At 69.6% G+C, this 18993-nt stretch carries 16 protein-coding genes; 11 read left to right on the forward strand and 5 right to left on the reverse strand.

What is annotated here, in order from left to right:
- Positions 1-122: 122 nt before the first annotated feature.
- Positions 123-1190: a septum site-determining protein Ssd gene (gene ssd, locus BLW76_RS46375; protein WP_091318957.1), complete on the reverse strand. Its 1068-nt coding sequence runs from the start codon at positions 1188-1190 to the stop codon at positions 123-125.
- Between the two features lie 638 nt (positions 1191-1828).
- On the opposite strand from ssd, the gene BLW76_RS46380 reads away from it, so the two are divergent.
- The 7 genes from BLW76_RS46380 to nicT all read left to right on the forward strand — a co-directional run bounded on the left by BLW76_RS46380 (position 1829) and on the right by nicT (position 11569).
- Positions 1829-2659 (forward strand): HAD family hydrolase, encoded by an 831-nt coding sequence (locus BLW76_RS46380; protein ID WP_091318959.1) that lies wholly within the window; start codon positions 1829-1831, stop codon positions 2657-2659.
- Between the two features lie 835 nt (positions 2660-3494).
- The gene (locus tag BLW76_RS46385) at positions 3495-5234 is read left to right on the forward strand and encodes a glycoside hydrolase family 3 protein (RefSeq protein ID WP_091318961.1); all 1740 of its coding nucleotides are present in this window, start codon (positions 3495-3497) and stop codon (positions 5232-5234) included.
- Positions 5231-6487: an exo-beta-N-acetylmuramidase NamZ family protein gene (locus tag BLW76_RS46390; RefSeq protein WP_091318962.1), complete on the forward strand. Its 1257-nt coding sequence runs from the start codon at positions 5231-5233 to the stop codon at positions 6485-6487. Before BLW76_RS46385 ends, BLW76_RS46390 begins: the two co-directional genes overlap by 4 nt.
- 11 nt (positions 6488-6498) lie before the next feature.
- Positions 6499-8256, forward strand: a complete 1758-nt coding sequence (locus tag BLW76_RS46395) for a serine hydrolase domain-containing protein (protein WP_091318964.1) — start codon at positions 6499-6501, stop codon at positions 8254-8256.
- 238 nt (positions 8257-8494) lie between these two features.
- Positions 8495-9469: a MurR/RpiR family transcriptional regulator gene (locus BLW76_RS46400; protein WP_425266051.1), complete on the forward strand. Its 975-nt coding sequence runs from the start codon at positions 8495-8497 to the stop codon at positions 9467-9469.
- Between the two features lie 24 nt (positions 9470-9493).
- Entirely contained in the window at positions 9494-10423 is a 930-nt protein-coding gene (locus BLW76_RS46405; RefSeq protein WP_091318966.1) for an N-acetylmuramic acid 6-phosphate etherase, read from the forward strand.
- A 54-nt stretch (positions 10424-10477) separates the two neighbouring features.
- Positions 10478-11569 carry a Nickel transporter NicT gene (nicT, locus tag BLW76_RS46410; protein ID WP_091320719.1) on the forward strand — a complete coding sequence of 364 codons (1092 nt, stop codon included), beginning with the start codon at positions 10478-10480 and terminating at the stop codon, positions 11567-11569.
- On the opposite strand, the gene BLW76_RS46415 is transcribed toward nicT, so the two are convergent.
- Both BLW76_RS46415 and BLW76_RS46420 read right to left on the reverse strand, forming a co-directional pair.
- The gene (locus BLW76_RS46415; RefSeq protein ID WP_091318968.1) at positions 11566-12288 is read right to left on the reverse strand and encodes a Fic family protein; all 723 of its coding nucleotides are present in this window, start codon (positions 12286-12288) and stop codon (positions 11566-11568) included. The two genes, nicT and BLW76_RS46415, sit on opposite strands and share 4 nt — an antisense overlap.
- Entirely contained in the window at positions 12281-12778 is a 498-nt protein-coding gene (locus BLW76_RS46420; protein ID WP_091318970.1) for a phosphoribosyltransferase, read from the reverse strand. Before BLW76_RS46420 ends, BLW76_RS46415 begins: the two co-directional genes overlap by 8 nt.
- A gap of 112 nt (positions 12779-12890) precedes the next feature.
- Between BLW76_RS46420 and BLW76_RS46425 the strand changes: the two genes are divergently transcribed.
- From BLW76_RS46425 to BLW76_RS46435, 3 genes are all read left to right on the forward strand, one after another.
- The gene (locus tag BLW76_RS46425; protein WP_091318972.1) at positions 12891-13493 is read left to right on the forward strand and encodes a GNAT family N-acetyltransferase; all 603 of its coding nucleotides are present in this window, start codon (positions 12891-12893) and stop codon (positions 13491-13493) included.
- Between the two features lie 100 nt (positions 13494-13593).
- Entirely contained in the window at positions 13594-15576 is a 1983-nt protein-coding gene (gene acs, locus BLW76_RS46430) for an acetate--CoA ligase (RefSeq protein ID WP_091318973.1), read from the forward strand.
- 142 nt (positions 15577-15718) lie between these two features.
- Complete coding sequence (locus BLW76_RS46435; RefSeq protein WP_091318975.1) at positions 15719-16189, forward strand: DUF6319 family protein; 471 nt, start codon at positions 15719-15721, stop codon at positions 16187-16189.
- A gap of 157 nt (positions 16190-16346) precedes the next feature.
- Here the strand turns inward: BLW76_RS46435 and BLW76_RS46440 are convergent, their stop codons facing one another.
- Positions 16347-16700 (reverse strand): cupin domain-containing protein, encoded by a 354-nt coding sequence (locus tag BLW76_RS46440; RefSeq protein WP_091318977.1) that lies wholly within the window; start codon positions 16698-16700, stop codon positions 16347-16349.
- A 118-nt stretch (positions 16701-16818) separates the two neighbouring features.
- On the opposite strand from BLW76_RS46440, the gene BLW76_RS46445 reads away from it, so the two are divergent.
- The gene (locus BLW76_RS46445; RefSeq protein ID WP_091318978.1) at positions 16819-17535 is read left to right on the forward strand and encodes a VIT1/CCC1 transporter family protein; all 717 of its coding nucleotides are present in this window, start codon (positions 16819-16821) and stop codon (positions 17533-17535) included.
- On the opposite strand, the gene BLW76_RS46450 is transcribed toward BLW76_RS46445, so the two are convergent.
- Positions 17536-18993: a peptide MFS transporter gene (locus BLW76_RS46450; RefSeq protein ID WP_091318980.1), complete on the reverse strand. Its 1458-nt coding sequence runs from the start codon at positions 18991-18993 to the stop codon at positions 17536-17538.

An 18993-nucleotide genomic window follows, 5' to 3' on the forward strand; every position in this document is an offset into this window, starting at 1 on the left:
CAGCAATCTCGAGAAGCTCGTCGCGCTTTGGGGGCCGCGGCTCAGCAAGCACAGGATCGTGGGGAGCAACAGCTCCGAGACTCTCGTCGGAGCTCCTGACCGGCGGAGGTCTGCCTTGGCCGTCATCGGGTGGCCGCCTGGGCTTCGTTGTGAGCCGCTCGCAGGACCTTTGTCGCCGCTGTTGTCAGGGGGCCTTTGAATCTTGCCGGGAACTCACCCTTCTCCACTGCTTTTCCCAGGCCGCGTTCCGGGGGCATCGAGGCCATCACCGGTGGGCCGAGGAGGGCTGCCGAGCGGGCTGTCTTCTCGTGCGACCGTCCACATGTGACCACTCCGAGGCGGGTCGTCAGCTGCGTCAGACGCTTCAGCACCTGCTTTGCCGCCAGGCACGCCCGGAACTCCAGCGGCACCACCAGCAACACCAGGTCCGCGCGCAGCAGCACCTCCTCGGCCACCTCGCCGAGGGTGCGCGGCAGGTCACACACCACCGTGCGGCCCGAACGGCGGGCGGCCGACAAGATCGCCGACAGGGACTCGACCTTCGGGCCTTCGCCTTCGGGGGCGCACGCCAGAACCGGGAGGCTGCCGCCGCGGTGGCGGAGCCGTGGGAGGCTCGCGGCCAGCAACGACACCGATGCCCGGCCGCTCAGGTTCACCTCCGGCCAGCGGTTTCCCGGGGTGTTTTCCAGGCTGAGCAACACATCCAGGCCGCCGCCGAGGGGGTCGCAGTCCACCAGCAGCGCGCCGCCCGGGCCGCGGTCGGCCACCATTGCCAGCGCCGAGGCGAACACGGACGCGCCTCCGCCGCCCCGGCCTCCGACCACGCCGAGCACCAGGCCGGGTTGTTCCGCCGGTGTCTCGACGACGTCGGCGAACGCGCCGGCGAGCTCCGTCTCCTCGTCGGGCAACGAAATCACGCGCTCGACGCCGACGCGGAACGCGTGCTCCCACGTCGACGGGCCCGGGCTGCCCTTGCAGACCAGGAAGATCCCGCCACGCCGGGGCAGCGCGGGTGGCATCCGCGCGGCGTCTTCGTCGAGGAGCACCAGTGGCGCGCGGGCCCAGTGCGTGCTCGCCGCCGTCAGGTCGGGTGCGCGGTCGAGTTCGCAGCCCGCGACCGCGGCCACCCGCAGTATCTCGTCGAGCACGGTCTCGTCCGCGGCGACCACCAGCGGTCTTGCCCCCGTCATGCGTTCCTCCCCCGTCGTCGGTGCGGGCCGTGGGTGGCCCGGCTTCCACCGTCGCGGGCGGGGGCCGGGTGGCACAACGGGGCGGACGGCCGGCTGTGGACAACCGGGGTGTTGTGGACAACTGCGGCACGGAGACCGGCTCGCGGACCGGTTCTGTCGGTGCGGTGTGGCAGGATCGCGCCCGCCCGAGACGCATCTGCGGCAGAAATCAGCGCGAACATCCGCACGCGAAGTTTCCGCTCGCAGCACGAACCACCATTCGGGAGCGCACCGGGAAATTGCCGAAGGTAAGCGGACGGCAAAATGCCACGAACGACGTGGCAGAAAAAGGAATCCGGCCTGGGCAAAGGAAACCGGGAAAGGCAAGCGGGAGGTAAGAGGGCGGCCCCCGCCAGGGGGGAGGGACGGGGGCCGCCGTGGGTTCAGCCCCGGGGGGTCGGACTGAACCGGCCCGGTTGGACACCGGGCTCCCTCACTGTAACTCCGCCCGGCGCCCGTTCGCGCGCCGGAGGAGGCACACAGTTCGGTAACGGCACAGTGCGCCCGAAGTGCCTGCCTGTCATGGATTTTCCGCCCGGCGCGACGCGCGCGTGGTGGATCAACGGGACGCGCCGCGATCAAGCTCCTATCCTGGACACGTGGCCGAACCGAGCAGCGCGCCGTCGCGCATCCGGAAGCCGGGCCCGGAGCACGCGGTGGCCGCGTTCTTCGACCTGGACAAGACGATCATCGCTTCGTCGAGCGCGCTGGCGTTCAGCAAGCCCCTCCTCAAAGAAGGGTTGATCAACCGTCGCGCCGCGTTGCGAAGCGCATACGCGCAGCTGGTGTTCTCACTCGCCGGCGCCGACGAGAACAAAACCGAACGGCTGCGCGCCGAAGTTTCCGCGCTGTGCGCCGGCTGGGACGTCGCCCAGGTTTCGGCGATCGTCCGCGAGACGCTGCACGACGTCGTCGACCCGCTCGTGTACGCGGAGGCGGCGGAACTGATCGCGCGGCACCGCGAGGACGGGCACGACGTGATCGTGCTGTCGGCGACCGGCGAAGAAGTCGTCGCGCCGGTGGCGGAGATGCTCGGCGCGACGCGGAGCGTCGCTACCCGGATGCAGATCGTCGACGGCCGCTACTCCGGCGAAGTCGACTTCTACTGCTACGGGGCCAACAAAGCCGTCGCCGCGAAGCAGCTCGCCGCGACCTACGGCTACGACCTCGCCGAGTGCTTCGCCTACACCGACTCGAGCACCGACATCCCGCTGCTCGAGGTCGTCGGACACCCGCACGCTGTGAACCCGGACAAGCTCCTGCGGCGCGAGGCCCTCGACCGCGGCTGGCCGATCCTCGCCTTCGACCGGCCGATGTCGCTGCGTACCCGGATCCCCACGCGATCGGCCGGAATGGTGGCGCTCGGCGTCGGCGCGGTGGCCGCCGGGGCGACCTGGTACGGCCTCAACCGTCGCCGTCGGTCCCGATAGCCGGCCGTCCGCCACCCACACGGCCGTACGGCCTCCACTTTGCTTGGCCCAGCCCCGAATTGTCCGTCGCGCAGGGTGCCGATGTCACCCGATCCAGCCTCTGTACCGGTGCACCCGTCCGCGCACTTGAAGTGACCGGGCTCACGGCGTAGAAAGTAGGTGCGGACGTTCGGTCGGCCAGGGAGCAGGTAGAAGAGAAGCCTGTTCCACCCCGGCAAACCTCCGTGCGCGGACTCCGGGTACCCACGCGCAGCGCGCCGCGGGAGGCTCGTCGTCTAGGGACTGCGTAGTGGGACGCCACACGCCGAGTCCATGTAGGTACGACCAGAGTTGCACGCTTGGTCGCCCGAGAAGTTCGCGCTTGCAGGCGGCGCCCGTGGCTTCGGCCACGGGCGCCGCCTCGTCTATGTGGGGGTACGCCGGCGCGGGGTTCGGGCCGCATGCGTGACTGGCGGGGCATCACGCGTGATTGGGGGGTCGACACGCGTGATTGGGGGGTCGACACGCGTGATTGGGGGGTCGACACGCGTGAGCCGGGACGGGACTCGCGTGATTGGGGACGTCACTCGCGTGATTGAAGACGGGACTCGCGTGATTGGGGGCGGGACTCGGGGTGGGCGCATCTTGCGGATGGGGACTTTCGCTACCGATCCGGGTACGACTGGGCCGTTCGTGCGGTCGGTCGATGGACAGCGCCGGATTCGGTGAGTAGCTTCCCGATACTGGCGCCTCCGAGTGGACTTCTGACGTCCGACGGCGCCCGCAACTTTCTGGGAGGCTGGTCGTGACGACCCGAAATCGGAGGTTCCATGCGCTCGCCCTGCCCGTCGCCGGGGTGCTCGCCTTCACCGGTGTGGGTGTCGGGACAGCGGCGAGTGCGCCGCGGGTGAGCGCGGACGCGCAGGCCGAGGCCGCGGCGACGCAGGCACTGCGTGGGCTGACGCTGGAGCAGAAGGTCGGGCAGCTGTTCGTCACCTGGGTGAACGGCAAGACCGCCGACGAGGTCAACCCGAAGAACCAGACGGACTTCGGCGTCGACACTCCCGCGCAGGTCATCGAGAAGTACCACCTCGGCGGGGTCATCTACTTCAACAACGACTCGCGCGACAACTTCGACGACCCCGTGCAGGTCGCGAAGCTGTCCAACGGCCTCCAGCAGGCCGCGATCCGCAGCGGGGCGCACATCCCGCTGCAGATCGCCGCCGACCAGGAGGGCGGCACGGTCACGCGGATGGGCGCGCCGGCCACCGAGTTCCCGAACGCCATGGCGATCTCGGCCGGGCGGGACACGAACCGCGCGACGCAGGCCGCCACCATCCTCGGCCGCGAACTGCGGGCCGTCGGGATCAACCAGGACTTCGCGCCCGACGCCGACGTCAACTCGAACCCGGTCAACCCCGTCATCGGCGTCCGGTCCTTCTCCGGGCAACCCGGCCTGGCCAGCGACTTCGTCACCGCCGAGGTCAAGGGCTTCGAGAAGTCCGTGGCGGCGACGGCCAAGCACTTCCCCGGGCACGGCGCCGCGCCGACCGACAGCCACACCGGGCTGCCGCGGATCGACAGCACCGAAGCGCAGTGGCGGGCCACCGACGTGCCGCCGTTCAAGGCCGCGATCGCGGCCGGCGTCGACTCGATCATGAGCGCGCACATCCAGTTCCCGAGCCTCGACCCGTCGCTCGAACCCGCGACGCTCTCGAAGCCGATCATCACCGACCGCCTGCGCAACGAGCTGGGCTACAACGGCGTCGTCATCACCGACTCCCTCGAAATGGAAGGCGTGCGCAAGCTGCACAGCGACGCCGAAATCCCGGTGCTCGCGCTCAAGGCCGGCGTCGACCAGCTGCTCATGCCGGTGCACCTCGACCTGGCGATCAACTCGGTCCTCGCCGCCGTCAAGTCCGGCGACATCCCGATGCAGCGGATCGACCAGAGCGTGCTGCGCGTGCTGAAGCTCAAGTTCCTGCGCGGCATCCTGTTCGCGCCGTTCGTCGCACCGGGCCAGGTGATGAAGACCGTCGGCACCCCGTCGAGCCTCGCGACGGCGCAGGACATCGCCGACCGCGGCATCACGGCCATCGCGAACGACGCCGGCCTCCTGCCCCTGAAGCAGAAGCCCGCGACGACGCTCGTCACCGGCTGGGGCGTCTCCACGACGACGTCCCTCGCGCAGAAGCTGACCGCCCACGGCACGGCCGCGACGGCCTACCAGACCGGCCAGGTACCGACCGACGCCCAGATCGCCCAGGCGGTCGCCAAGGCGCAGAGCGCCGACCTCGTCGTCGTGCTGACCAACAACATCGGCACCTACCCGCTGCAGACCAAGCTGCTCGACGCGCTGCAGGCCACCGGGAAACCGGTCGTCGCGGTCGCCGCGCAAATCCCGTACGACGCCGGCTACCCGAGCACCGTGAAGACCTGGCTGGCCACCTACGGCTACATCGGGCCGACCCTGGAGGCGCTGGCGAAGGTGATCCTCGGCGAGACGAACCCGGTCGGGAAGCTGCCGGTCGACATCCCGGCGGGCGCCGACGTGCAGAAAGTCAAGTACCCCTTCGGCCACGGGCTGACCTGGTGAACCTCAACCGGCGCCACTTCCTCGGCGCAAGCGCGCTCGCCGTCCCGGCCCTCTCCAGCGGCTCGGCCGTGGCCGGAGCCCAACCCGAAGCAGCCCGGCCGGAAACACGCGTCCTCACCGGCGCGGAACAGCTGGCCGCCCAGGGCTGGCGCACGCTCGAGGGCCGCAAGGTCGGCGTGCTGTCCAACCCCACCGGTGTCCTGCTGAACGGCGACCACATCGTCGACTCGATGGTCGCCGCCGGCGTGAAACCGGTGGCGGCTTTCGGCCCCGAACACGGCTTCCGCGGCAGCGCGCAGGCCGGCGGCTCCGAGGGCGACTACACCGACCCTCGCACCGGCGTACCGGTGTACGACGCGTACGGCGTCGACGCGCCGAAGCTGGCTTCGCTATTCACGAAGGCCGGCGTCGACACCGTCGTCTTCGACATCGCCGACGTCGGCGCGCGCTTCTACACCTACATCTGGTCGCTCTACACGGCGATGGTGGCCGCGGCGCAGGTCAAAGCCACGCTCGTCGTCCTCGACCGGCCGAACCCGCTCGGCGGCCGGGCGGCCGGACCGGTGCTCGACCCGAAGTTCGCCTCCGGCATCGGGCGGCAGCCGATCGCCCAGCAGCACGGCATGACCGTCGGCGAGCTCGCCCGCTTCTTCGCCGGCGAGTTCCTGCCGGACGAAAAAGTGCGGCTCGACGTCGTCCAGGTCCGCGGCTGGCAGCGTGACACGCTCTTCGCGCGGACCGGGCTGAACTGGGTGCTGCCCAGCCCGAACATGCCGACGCCGGACACCGCGCTCGTCTACCCGGGCACCGGGATGTTCGAAGGCACCGTGTTCTCCGAGGGCCGCGGCACGACCCGGCCGTTCGAGATCATCGGCGCGCCCGGCCTCGACTGGCGCTGGCGCGAGAAGCTCGAAGACGAGCGGCTGCCCGGAGCGAAGTTCCGCGAGGCCTACTTCGTCCCCACCTTCAGCAAGTTCGCCAACCAGACGTGCGGCGGTGTGCAGCTCAGCGTCGACGATCCCCGCGCCTTCGACGCGATCCGGACCGCGGTCGCCATGCTCGTCACGGCGAAGGCGCTGCACCCGGGCGTCTTCGCCTGGCGCCCCGACAACTACATCGACAAGCTGTCCGGGTCCGACCGGCTCCGGACCATGGTCGACGCCGGTGCGGGCGTCGACGAGGTCACCGGCGCCTGGCGGGCCGAGCTGGCCGCGTTCGACCGGAGACGTCGCCACTACCTGCTCTACCGCTGAGGGGGAGACTCGTGCGTGCTAGGAAGGTCCTCGTCGCGGCCACCGGAGTCCTGGTCGCGCTGACCAGCCTGACCTCGGGAGCCAGCGCCATCACCAGCCACGATCCGGCGGCCGGCCGCTTCGACCGGCCGCAGCACGGGTTCGCCCCGCCGTGGACGACGCTGCGCGACGGGCGCCCGCAGGACGTCAACCTCGACCCCGCGCCGATCAAGGCGGCCGAGGACTTCCTGGCGAGCTGGACGAAGCCGGACGCGACCGGGCACCCGCACTTCGCCGGGGCAGTCGGCCTGCTCGCGCACGACGGCGTGGTCGTCGACCGGTACGCCGTCGGCGGCGCGCTGCGGTACGCCGACGCCAAGGGCACCGAACTTCCCGCGGACCAGCAGGTCCCGATGCGCAACGACACCATCTTCGACATGGCGTCGATCTCGAAGCTGTTCACCTCGATCGCCGTGCTGCAGCTGACCGAACGCGGGCAGCTCACCCTCGACACCCCGGTCAGCCGCTTCTTCCCGGAGTTCGCCACCGGCGACAAGGCCGCCATCACGGTCCAGATGCTGCTCACGCACGTCTCCGGGTTCGACGCCGACCCGATTCCGTCGCTGTGGGCGGGCTACCCGGACATCCCGTCGCGCCGGCAGGCCGTGCTCGACAGCCCGCTGAAGAACAAGCCGGGGACGACGTACCTCTACTCGGACATCAACCTGCTGACGCTCGGCTTCATCGTCGAGAAGCTGACCGGCCAGAGCCTCGACAAGGTCGTCCACGACCGGATCACCGCACCGCTCGGCATGGCCGACACCGGCTACAACCCGCCCGCGTCGAAGCTGGGCCGGATCGCCGCGACGGAGTCCCAGGCGAACCCGCCGCGCGGGATGGTGCGCGGCAGCGTGCACGACGAGAACGCGTGGTCGCTGGGCGGTGTCGCCGGGCACGCCGGCGTGTTCAGCACCGCGGGCGACATGGCCAACCTGGCCCAGGCGATCCTCAACGGCGGCAGCTACCGCGGGCACCGGATCCTGCGGCCGGACACCGTGCGCCAGATGCTCACGAACTACAACCAGCAGTTCCCGGACGACTCGCACGGCCTCGGCTTCGAACTCGACCAGCCCTGGTACATGGGTGCGCTGGCGTCGCCGGTCACCGCCGGGCACACCGGTTACACCGGAACGACGCTGGTCATCGACCCGGAATCGCGATCGTTCGCGATCTTGCTGACGAACCGGGTGCACCCGAGCCGGAACTGGGGCTCGATCAACACCGCCCGCCAGGTCTGGGCGACGTCGCTGGCCCGGGCCATGGCGGTGCGGCCGGCGGCCGGGAAGGACGCCTGGACGAGCACGCTCGGTAACGCCGCGGTGGCTACGCTCAGCACTCGCGCATTTACTACGCATAGTGATCAAGCGCGAGTCTCGTTCGCTGCTTTCGTGGACACCGAGGGCAGCAGTGATCCACTTCAGCTGCAGGCCAGCACCGACGGCGTTAACTGGCAACCGATCACGCTATCGGTTTCCGGACCGGGGGCACCCTCCGGAACCGTGACGTCGCTCTCCGGACACGGGCACCGCGCCTGGTGGCAGGCGGTCGGCACGCTGCCCCAAGGCGCGTCGGTGAGCCTCCGCTGGCGTTACAGCACCGACCCGAGTTACACGGGACGAGGAGTTTCGGTGGACGGTGTGAAAGTCACCGAGAGCGGCCGATCACTCCTCGACGGTGAACGAAACCCCGCGGTCTTCGTCGCGGAGGGTTGGCAGTTGACCTCTCGGTGACCGTCCGGTCGCCGAATGTCCACCGCAAGCCGGAATTTACCGTCTGCTTGCCGCTTGCACCGCGACACTAAGTTGCCAAGTCGTTAGCTTGACCTCGTTAACAAGGTCGACCCTGTTGGCGACTTTCTGGTCAACGATTAATCGCAAATCCAGATCCGCAGACACGGACGGGTTGCGATCGTACCGAAGGGTGTGGGTAGCCTTGTCGCAAATGCCAACGGTTAGTAACTTTCCGACGGTGAGTGATACCGAATCCGTAGTCGGCACGGCACCGTCCGAGCCCGTATCGGTCCAGACGGCCGTGCGGGACGCCGACTCCAGCCCGCTGGTGCGGATCCGGTCCCTGCTCCCCGGCCTGGCCCGCGCCGAACAGCGCGTGGCGAAGGTGGTGCTGGAGGACCCCGCGTCGGTCGCGCGCCGCAGCATCACCGAGGTGGCCCTGGCCGCCAACACGAGCGAGACCACGGTGACCCGGTTCTGCAAGGCCGTCGGGGTCGGCGGGTACCCGCAGCTGCGCATCGCGCTGGCCGCGGACACCGCGCGCACCGAGGCGCGGACCACGCGCAACCTGGGCGGCGAGATCAGCCCGGAGGACGACCTGGCCGCCGTGATCGGCAAGGTCAGCTTCGCCGACGCGCGGGCCGTCGAGGAGACGGCCGACCAGCTCGAGGTCGCCACCCTCGAGAAGGTGATCGAGGTCGTCGCGAACGCCGGCCGCGTCGACGTCTACGGCGTGGGCGCCAGCGCCTTCGTCGCCGCCGACCTGCAGCAGAAGCTGCACCGCATCGGCCGCGTGTGCTTCGCGTGGTCGGACACGCACATCATGCTCACCTCGGCCGCGGTGCTCAGCCCCGGTGACGTCGCGATCGGCGTCTCGCACACCGGCGCGACCACCGACACCGTCGAGGCGCTGCGCGTGGCGCGCGAGCACGGCGCGATCACCATCGCCGTGACGAACTTCCCGCGTTCCCCGATCACCGAGGTCGCCGATCATGTTTTGACGACCGCGGCGCGGGAAACCACGTTCCGGTCGGGCGCCACGGCCAGCCGCATCGCCCAGCTCACCGTCATCGACTGCCTGTTCATCGGCGTCGCGCAGCGGCACATGGACGCGTCGGTGAGCGCACTGGACGCGACGCGGGACGCAGTCGGATCACACCGCTTGGGGGTCAGGCCGGACGGTCGTCGCCGTCCGCGGGAAACCGGCAAGTAGATGACCGGAGAAAATGTGAGGCGCATGATGACTGTCCCCGTGCAGACGGTGCACGTCGATTCGCCGACCGAAACCCGCAATCCCCGCACCCGGGACATCGACCTGATGTCCACCGCGGGGATCCTGGGCGCGATCAACGCCGAGGACCGCACGGTCCCCGGTGCCGTGGCCGCGGTGCTGCCCCAGGTGGCGCACGCGGTGGACTACGCGGTGGACGCCCTGCGGGCCGGGGGCCGGGTGCACTACGTCGGCGCGGGCACGTCCGGGCGGCTGGCCACCCTGGACGCGGCCGAGCTGGTGCCGACGTTCAACGTGCCGGGCGACTGGTTCATCGCGCACCACGCCGGCGGCGAGAAGGCCCTGCGCAACGCCGTCGAAAACGCGGAGGACGACTCGGCCGCGGGGGCCGCCGAGATGGCCGCGATGGTGCAGCCCGGCGACTTCGTGCTGGGCCTGACGGCGTCGGGCAGGACGCCGTACGTGCTGGGTGCGCTGGCCGCGGCGTCGCGCCAGGGCGCTCGGACCGGGCTGGTTTCGGGCAACGCCAAGGCCGCGAAGCCGGCCGGGGTGGACGTGCTCATCGCGGTCGACACCGGTCCCGAGGCGATCGCCGGCTCGACCCGGATGAAGGCGGGCACGGCGCAGAAGATGATCCTCACGTCGTTCTCCACCGCGACGATGATCAAGCTGGGCCGGACCTACTCCAACCTGATGGTCAGCATGCGGGCGACGAACGCGAAGCTCCGCGGCCGGATCATCCGGATCCTGCAGGAAGCCACCGGCATGACGATGGCGGACTGCTCGGACGCGCTCACCGAGGCCGGGGGCGACCTCAAGGTGGCGCTGGTGCACTTGCTGTCCGGCGAGGACGTCAAGAGCGCCGCGAAGGCTTTGCACACGTCCGGCGGGCACGTGCGCAAGGCGCTGGACACTCTCAGGGTACGAGCGAGCTAGAACTCCATCTGTTCATCTGTCTAACCTCTCAGATGAGAGGGAAGGCGGGTGGGCATGGCGGGCAAGACGGAGGACTCGCGACGCAGGCTTTCGCGTCGCGAGTGGGTGTCGATCGGCGGGATGGCCGGGTTCGTCCTGTTGCTGAACGTCGTGGGCTGGGGCGTGCTCACGGCGTTCGTCGCACCGCACCACTACGCGCTCGGCGCGTCCGGCGTGTTCGGGATCGGGCTGGGCGTCACGGCGTTCACGCTCGGCATGCGGCACGCGTTCGACGCCGACCACATCGCCGCGATCGACAACACCACCCGCAAGCTGATGAGCGACGGCCAGCGGCCGCTTTCGGTCGGCTTCTGGTTCTCCCTCGGGCACTCGACGATCGTCTTCGCGCTGTGCCTGCTGCTGTCGCTGGGCGTCCGCGCGCTGGCCGGGCAGGTCGAGGACGACTCCTCGGCCTTGCACCAGGCCACCGGCGTGATCGGGACGTCGGTGTCCGGGGTGTTCCTGTACGTGATCGCGATCCTCAACCTCGTGGTGCTCGTCGGCATCCTGCGGGTGTTCCGGCAGATGCGCCGGGGCGAGTTCGACGAAGCCGCGCTGGAGCACCAGCTGGACAACCGCGGCGTCATGAACCGGGTGCTGCGCGGCGCGACGAAGGCCGTGCGCAAGCCGTGGCACATCTACCCGGTCGGGCTGCTGTTCGGGCTGGGCTTCGACACCGCGACCGAGATCGGGCTGCTGGTGCTGGCCGCGGGCGCGGCGACGTTCGCCCTCCCCTGGTACGCGATCCTCGTGCTGCCGATCCTCTTCGCCGCCGGGATGACCCTGTTCGACACCGTCGACGGCTGCTTCATGAACTTCGCCTACGGCTGGGCGTTCGCGAAGCCGGTGCGCAAGATCTTCTACAACATCACGGTGACCGCGCTGTCGGTCGCGGTGGCGCTGCTCATCGGGACGATCGAGCTGGTGTCGATCCTGGCCGAGAAGCTGGACATCACTTCGGGGCCGCTCGCCGCGATCGCGTCGGTGGACCTGGACTACGTCGGGTTCGGGATCGTCGGGCTGTTCGTGCTGACGTGGGTCGTCGCGCTGGCCGTGTGGCGGTTCGGGCGGATCGAAGAGAAGTGGTCGGCGAAGCTGACCGGCTAAGAAGCCGCGTCCGAGATGCTCTTCGCCTCCCGCGCACCCGCTTCGAACGCTTCGCAGCAGAACAGCAGCCACGCGCGGACGCCCTCCGGCGTCCCGCCCGCAAAACCTTCCGCCGCTTCGAGATAGCGCGGGACCCGGCGGAAGAAAGCCACTTCCGGGACGCTCAACGACTTCGGGTCCAGGCCGGTCGCGACCATCGACAGCCGGGCGGCCGCGCGGGCCACCACGCCGTCCGCGCTGCCGAACGGCTTGAGGGCCAGCAGCTCTCCGTGCACGACCGCCGTCAGGACCGGGCCCGGGATCGACGTCGCTCCCGTCACCAGCTGGGCGAGCAGCTCGAGGCGGCCGCCGCCGGACTGGGGGCGGCCCAACGCGTCCAGGTCGTCGACCAGGTCCGCCGCGGCCAGGACGTGCAGGCGGGCCAGCGCCTGCAGCGGCGCGCGGCGCCACGTCGGCAGCAGTGACTCCAGGGTCTCCGCGACGCGCAGGGCGCCGGCGAGGACCGGGTCGGCGACCGCGCCGTCGAGCGGCAGTTCGGGGTTGGCGCCCTCGATACCGGCGGACGCGCGGGCCGCGCGGACCGAGGCCTCCGCCGCGGTCGCCGCGCCGCCGCGGAGGTTGGCCGGGAGGCGGTGGACCGCGAACACCGCGTCCTGCGCGGACTTCGCCGCCGCCGCGACGCCTTCGAGGTCGAGGAGGGGCTTCAGGGGATCAGGCATCGAGCACCTGCCCCGAGCGCTGGACCACGGGCGGCAGCACCGACCACGGGAAGTTGATCCACTTGTCGGTGTGCCGCCAGACGTACTCGCACTTCACCGTCGAGTGCGGCTTCTCGTAGACGACCGCCGAGCGCACCTCGGCGACGTGGTCGAGGCAGAAGTCGCGGACCAGCTTGAGCGTCGCGCCGGTGTCGGCCACGTCGTCGGCGATCAGCACCTTCTTGCTCGTGAGGTCGACGACGTTGGGCACCGGCGGCAGCATCACCGGCAGGTCGAGGCGCTGGTCGACGCCGGTGTAGAACTCCACGTTCATCACGTGCAGGTTCTTCACGTCGAGCGCGTAGCCGAGCGCGCCGGCGACGAAGAGGCCGCCGCGCGCGATGGAAAGGACGAGGTCGGGCGCGAAGCCGTCTTCGGCGATGGTGTGAGCCAGTTCACGGCTCGCCGTGCCGAACAGCTCCCAGCTCAGCTCTTCCCGCTCTTCGGCCATCGAGCCGCCCTTCCGTCGTGGTCAGCCGAGCATAGGCAACGCCGAAGTGGACTGCGGAAATGCGTGAAAATTGGCTATCACAGACGGCCATTGGCGCACTTACGGTGATCACGTGAGCGACTGGAACACGCAACCCACCCTGGCCGGCACGCACGTCCGGCTGGAACCGCTGACCCCCGAGCACGCCAAGGGCCTGTTCGAGGCGGGCACCGACCCGGGCATCTGGGCGTGGCTGAGCAGCCGGCAGCCGGCGGACCTGCCCGCGGCCGAGCGGCTGGTCGCGCAGGCGCTCGCCGACCCCGACCGGCGGCCCTTCGCGCAGCTCGACGTCGCTTCGGGCCGTGTCGCCGGGACGACGTCGTACTACCAGGTCGTCGAGAAGCACCGGATCCTGTCGATCGGGCACACCTGGATCGGCGCGGACTGGCAGCGCACCGGGCTGAACACGGAGTCGAAGCTGCTGCTGCTCCAGCACGCGTTCGAAATCCTTGGTGCGCAACGGGTTTCCTGGGAGACGGACATCCGCAACCTCCGCTCGCAACGCGCCATCGAACGCCTTGGCGCGCTTCGCGAAGGCGTGCTGCGCGCGCACCGGATCCGGCCGGACGGCTCGTCGCGCGACACCGTCACCTACTCCATGCTGGCGCCGGAGTGGCCCGCCGCGAAGGCCCGGCTGAACGAACGCTTAGTCACCGGGGCTCGCCTGCCTCGGTGAAACGGCAGGGCAACGTGGGTGCAACCTTTTACAAGGCGGACTAACGTCGCTAGCGTGCCGCTAGCCGTCGTTTCGGCGCACTACAGGAGGCCTTGCAACCATGACCGAGCAGTCCCCCGCCCTGGACAACCTGCTCACCGAGAGCCGCACCTTCCCGCCCAGTGACGAATTCGCTGGCCAGGCCAACGCGAAGGCCGATCTCTACGCCGAGGCGGACGCCGACCGCGAAGCGTTCTGGGCCAAGCAGGCCGAGCGGCTCACGTGGGACACGAAGTGGACCACGGTACTGGACTGGACCAATGCGCCGTTCGCGAAGTGGTTCGTCGGCGGCAAGCTGAACGTCGCCTACAACTGCGTCGACCGGCACGTCGAGTCCGGCCACGGCGACCAGGTCGCGATCCACTGGGTCGGCGAGCCGGGCGACACCCGCGACATCACCTACGCCCAGCTGAAGACCGAGGTTTCCAAGGCCGCCAACGCACTCGCGTCGCTGGGCGTCACCGCCGGCGACGTCGTGGCGCTCCAGCTGCAGATGGTGCCCGAGGCCATCTTCGCGATGCTCGCGTGCGCGCGGATCGGCGCGCTGCACAACGTCGTCTTCGGCGGCTTCTCGCCGACGGCGTTGCGGGCCCGCGTCGACGACGCCGCCGCGAAGGTCGTCATCACCTCCGACGGCCAGTTCCGCCGCGGCAAGGCCGCGCCGATGAAGGCCAACGTCGACGAAGCGCTCGAAGGCGCCGAGACCGTCGAGAAGGTCATCGTCGTGAAGCGCACGGGCGACCAGCTCGAGGGCGACGTCCCGTGGACCGACGGCCGCGACCTCTGGTGGCACGAGCTCGTCGACGGACAGTCCGAAGAGCACACTCCCGAGGCGTTCGACAGCGAGCACCCGCTGTTCATCCTCTACACGTCCGGCACGACCGGGAAGCCGAAGGGCATCCTCCACACCTCCGGCGGCTACCTGACGCAGACCGCGTACACGCACCACAACGTCTTCGACCACAAGGCAGGCGAAGACGTCTACTGGTGCACCGCGGACATCGGCTGGATCACCGGCCACAGCTACATCGTCTACGGCCCGCTCGCCAACCGCGTCACGCAGGTCGTCTACGAAGGCACCCCGAACACCCCGCACGAGGGGCGGCACTGGGAGATCATCCAGAAGTACAAGGTCTCCATCTACTACACGGCGCCGACGCTGATCCGCACGTTCATGAAGTGGGGCGCGGAGATCCCCGAGAAGTACGACCTGTCGACGCTGCGCGTGCTGGGTTCGGTCGGCGAGCCGATCAACCCGGAGGCGTGGATCTGGTACCGCGAGAACATCGGCGCCGGCCGCACCCCGATCGTCGACACGTGGTGGCAGACCGAGACCGGCGCGATCATGATCTCGCCGCTGCCGGGCGTCACCTCGGCCAAGCCGGGCTCGGCGCAGAAGGCACTGCCGGGCGTGTCCGCGAAGGTCGTCGACGACCAGGGCACCGAGGTCGGCCCGGGCGGCGGCGGGTACCTGGTGCTCGACAAGCCGTGGCCGTCGATGCTGCGCGGCATCTGGGGCGACGAGGAGCGCTTCCGCGACACCTACTGGTCGCGCTTCAAGGACCAGGGATTCTACTTCGCCGGCGACGGCGCGAAGTACGACAACGACGGTGACGTCTGGCTGCTGGGCCGCGTCGACGACGTGATGAACGTGTCCGGGCACCGGATCTCGACGACCGAGGTCGAGTCGGCGCTGGTTTCGCACCCGACGGTGGCCGAGGCCGCGGTCGTCGGCGCGACCGACCCGACGACCGGCCAGGGCATCGTCGCGTTCGTCATCCTGCGCGGCAACGCGGTGGACGGCGGCGAGGAGGCCATCCAGGCGCTGCGCAACCACGTCGCGAAGGAGATCGGGCCGATCGCGAAGCCGCGGCAGATCATGGTCGTGCCGGAGCTGCCGAAGACGCGCTCGGGCAAGATCATGCGCCGCCTGCTGCGCGACGTCGCGGAGAACCGGCAGGTCGGCGACGTCACCACGCTGGCCGACTCGTCGGTGATGGACCTGATCTCGTCGGGCCTGAAGTCGGGCAAGTCCGAGGAGTGAGCTAGCGTTCTCGTCGTCAGAGCCCTTCCGGCTTCTCGCCGGGAGGGCTCTGTCATGAGACCCCGAGTGGCACGACTCGAACGCATGTTCTACGCTGTGCCGCGAACCACACCCACTTCCCGGGCAAGGAGACGACACGACGATGACCGTGGATGTCCTGACGCACGACGAGGAAACGGCCACCGAAGCCCTGGCTGTTGCCCCTGAAGAGGCGGCCGTCACCGAGTCCGCGTCCCCGGCCTCCCCCTCGGAGGAGCCGGCCGAGCCGGCCGCCGAGGAAGAGGCCCCGAAGCCGAAGCGCGGCCGCCCGAAGGGTGCGGCGACGGCGTCGACGGCGAAGAAGACCCGCACGGTCGAGCTGATCCTGACCGTCACCGGCACCGCCGACGGCGAGTGGCAGGCCGAGCTGAAGAACGGCTCGAAGTGGGTCGCCAAGGGCCTGGAGATCCCCGCCGCCGCGGTTTCGCGCGCGGCGAAGGAACTGCACGCCGAGCTGTCCGGCCCGATCGACGAGGTGATCAACCAGGCCCGCGAGGCGCAGGCCGCGAAGGTCGCCGCGCTGGAGGCCGAGCTCGAGAAGGCCAAGCAGGCCCTCGCCGAGCTGGACGCCTGAGGCTTCACTCCAGGAAGCGCCCGGTCCGCTTTGCGCGGGCCGGGCGTTTCCGCTTTCCGGGGCCGCCCCAAGCGCCCCAATGTGGCGTTCGGTGCGTCCAGCGCACCCAATGTGGCGTTCGGTGCGTTGAACGCAACCAACGCCACATTGGGGCGCTTCAGGCGATCGGCGGCCGGCCCGGCAGGGGCGACTTGAACTCGACCCACATCGAGTCCGTCAGCGCCTCCACGTGGTGGGTCACCCCGCGCGGGTGCAGCACCGAGTCACCCGGCTCGAACACGGCCTCCACGCCGTCGACCGCGCCGCGCAACCGCCCTGACAGGACGTAGACGATCGAGTCGTGGTCGTGCTCGTGCGGCGGCGACGCCACTCCCGCCGGGTAGTGGATCAAGTACGCCAGGCCGCTGTCGGCCGTCTCCAGCAGGCGGTACCGGCCTTCGCCGCCGAGCAGCGGCCGGCCCTCCACCGTGACCAACGGCTGCCACACTTGCTCGTCCATGCCGGTCATCATGACCCAGCGCGGCTGAGAGTCCACACAGGACGGCTTAGGTAAGGCACGCGTTAATTAGGCGCACCTGACAAAAATCGCAAGTCTCGCCACGATTCCGGGTTCGTGTTTCACTGTTCTGGTGACCGAAACCGCGGTGGAGCACGCGCACGAACCGCACCAGGGCGTGGGCGGGAAACTGAACTGGCTGCGGGCCGGCGTCCTCGGGGCGAACGACGGGATCGTGTCCGTCGCCGGCATCGTCGTCGGGGTGGCCGGGGCGACCACGGAAAGCACCACGATCCTCACCGCCGGAATCGCCGGGCTCGTCGCCGGTGCCTTTTCCATGGCCGGCGGGGAATACGTCTCCGTGAGCACCCAGCGCGACACCGAACAGGCCCTGCTCCGGCTCGAAAAGCAGGAACTCAAGACGATGCCGGAGGCCGAGGAGCGCGAGCTCGCCGGCATCTACGAGGAAAAAGGACTCTCGCCTGACTTGGCGAGCCAGGTCGCCCGCGAACTGACCGAAAAGGACGCCCTGCAGGCGCACGCCGAGGCCGAGCTCGGGATCGACCCCGACAACCTCACGAGCCCGTGGCAGGCCGCGTGGGCGTCCCTGCTCGCGTTCTCCATCGGCGCGCTGCTGCCGATCCTGTCCATCGCCTGGGCCGGCGTCTCCCTGCGGGTGTGGGCGTGCGCGGCCGCGGTCGTCGTCGGCCTCACGCTGACCGGGTGGGTCAGCGCGAGGCTCGGCGACGCGAACGTGGTGCGCGCGATCGTCCGCAACGTCGGCGTCGGCGCGCTCACCATGGTCGTGACCTACTTCGTCGGGGTGATCTTCGGGGTCACCGTCGGCTAGCTAGTGGACGCCCTTCATCAGCTTGCGGATGAACGGGATGCCCAGGAACAGCAGCACGCCGACACCGATGGCGATCAGGCCGACCGTGCTGAAGTACGGCGCCTCGTCGTCGACGGAGTAGTACTCGGCGAGCTTGCCGGACATCGCCGTGCCGAAGGAGATCGACAGGAAGTTCAGCGCCACCATCTGCGTCCGGAACGCCTCGGGCGCGAGCTTCGTCGACAGCGACAGCCCCACCGGCGAAAGACAGAGCTCGGCGATCGTGAACACGAACAGGATGCCGACCATCGCGAGCATCGGGCTGGCGTTCTTGCCGCTGCCCACCATCGGCAGGAACAGCAGGAACGCCGCCCCCATCAGCACCGTGCCGAGCACGAACTTCATCGGCGTCGACGGCTGGCGCTCGCCGAGCTTGGTCCACAGCGCCGCCAGCACCGGGGCGAAGACGATGATGAACACCGGGTTGATCGAGTTGACCCAGGACACCGGCATCTCCCAGCCGAACAGGCTCCGGTTCAGCCGCTGGTCGGTGTAGGCCGCGACGACCGTGAACTGCTGCTGGTACAGCGAGAAGAACACCGCGCTGGCGATGAACATCGGGATGAACGAGAACACCCGGCTGCGCTCGACCGCGGTGATCTTGCCACTGGTCAGGATGACGAGGAAGTAGACCACCGAGATCACCCCGACCACCCACACGACGACGTCGGCGAGGTTGCCCGGGTTGATGACGCCGCTGAGGACCAGCGTCACGATCGCGGCCACGAGCAACACGGCCGCACCGATCGCCAGCGCGCGCTGGGACGACGGCAGCGGGTTCGGCACCTCCCTCGCCTTGTCGCCGAGGTTCTTGCGGCCGAACGTGTACTGGGTCAGCCCCAGCGCCATGCCGATCGCGGCGAGGCCGAACCCGAGGTGGAAGCCGACCTCCGTCTGCGCCAGCCCGGTGAGCAGCGGGCCGACGAAGCCACCGAGGTTGACGCCCATGTAGAAGATCGTGAAGCCGGCGTCGCGCCGCTCGTCGCCTTCGGCGTACAACGTGCCGACGATCGCCGTCGCGTTGGACTTCAGCCCGCCGCTGCCGACCGCGACGCACACCAGGCCGACGCCGATGCCGGCCAGGCCCGGCAGCAGGGCCAGGCTGATGTGCCCGATCATGATCAGCACGGCGCTGTAGAACAGCGTCCGCTCGGAGCCGAGGAGGCGGTCGGCCACCCAGGCGCCGATGACCGCGGACAGGTACACCAGGCCGCCGTACGCGCCGACGATGCCGAGCGCGGACTCCTGCGCGAGCCCCAGCCCGCCCTGCTCGACCTTGTAGTAGAGGTAGATCGGCAGGATGCCGAGCATCCCGTAGTAGGAGAACCGCTCCCACATCTCGACCCCGAAGAGGTTCGCCAGTCCTCGTGGGTGCCCGAAGAACCTCGTGTCCTGCTGGACCTCGGTGGAGGTGCTCAC

The organism is Amycolatopsis tolypomycina (genome assembly GCF_900105945.1).
GTDB lineage: Bacteria > Actinomycetota > Actinomycetes > Mycobacteriales > Pseudonocardiaceae > Amycolatopsis > Amycolatopsis tolypomycina.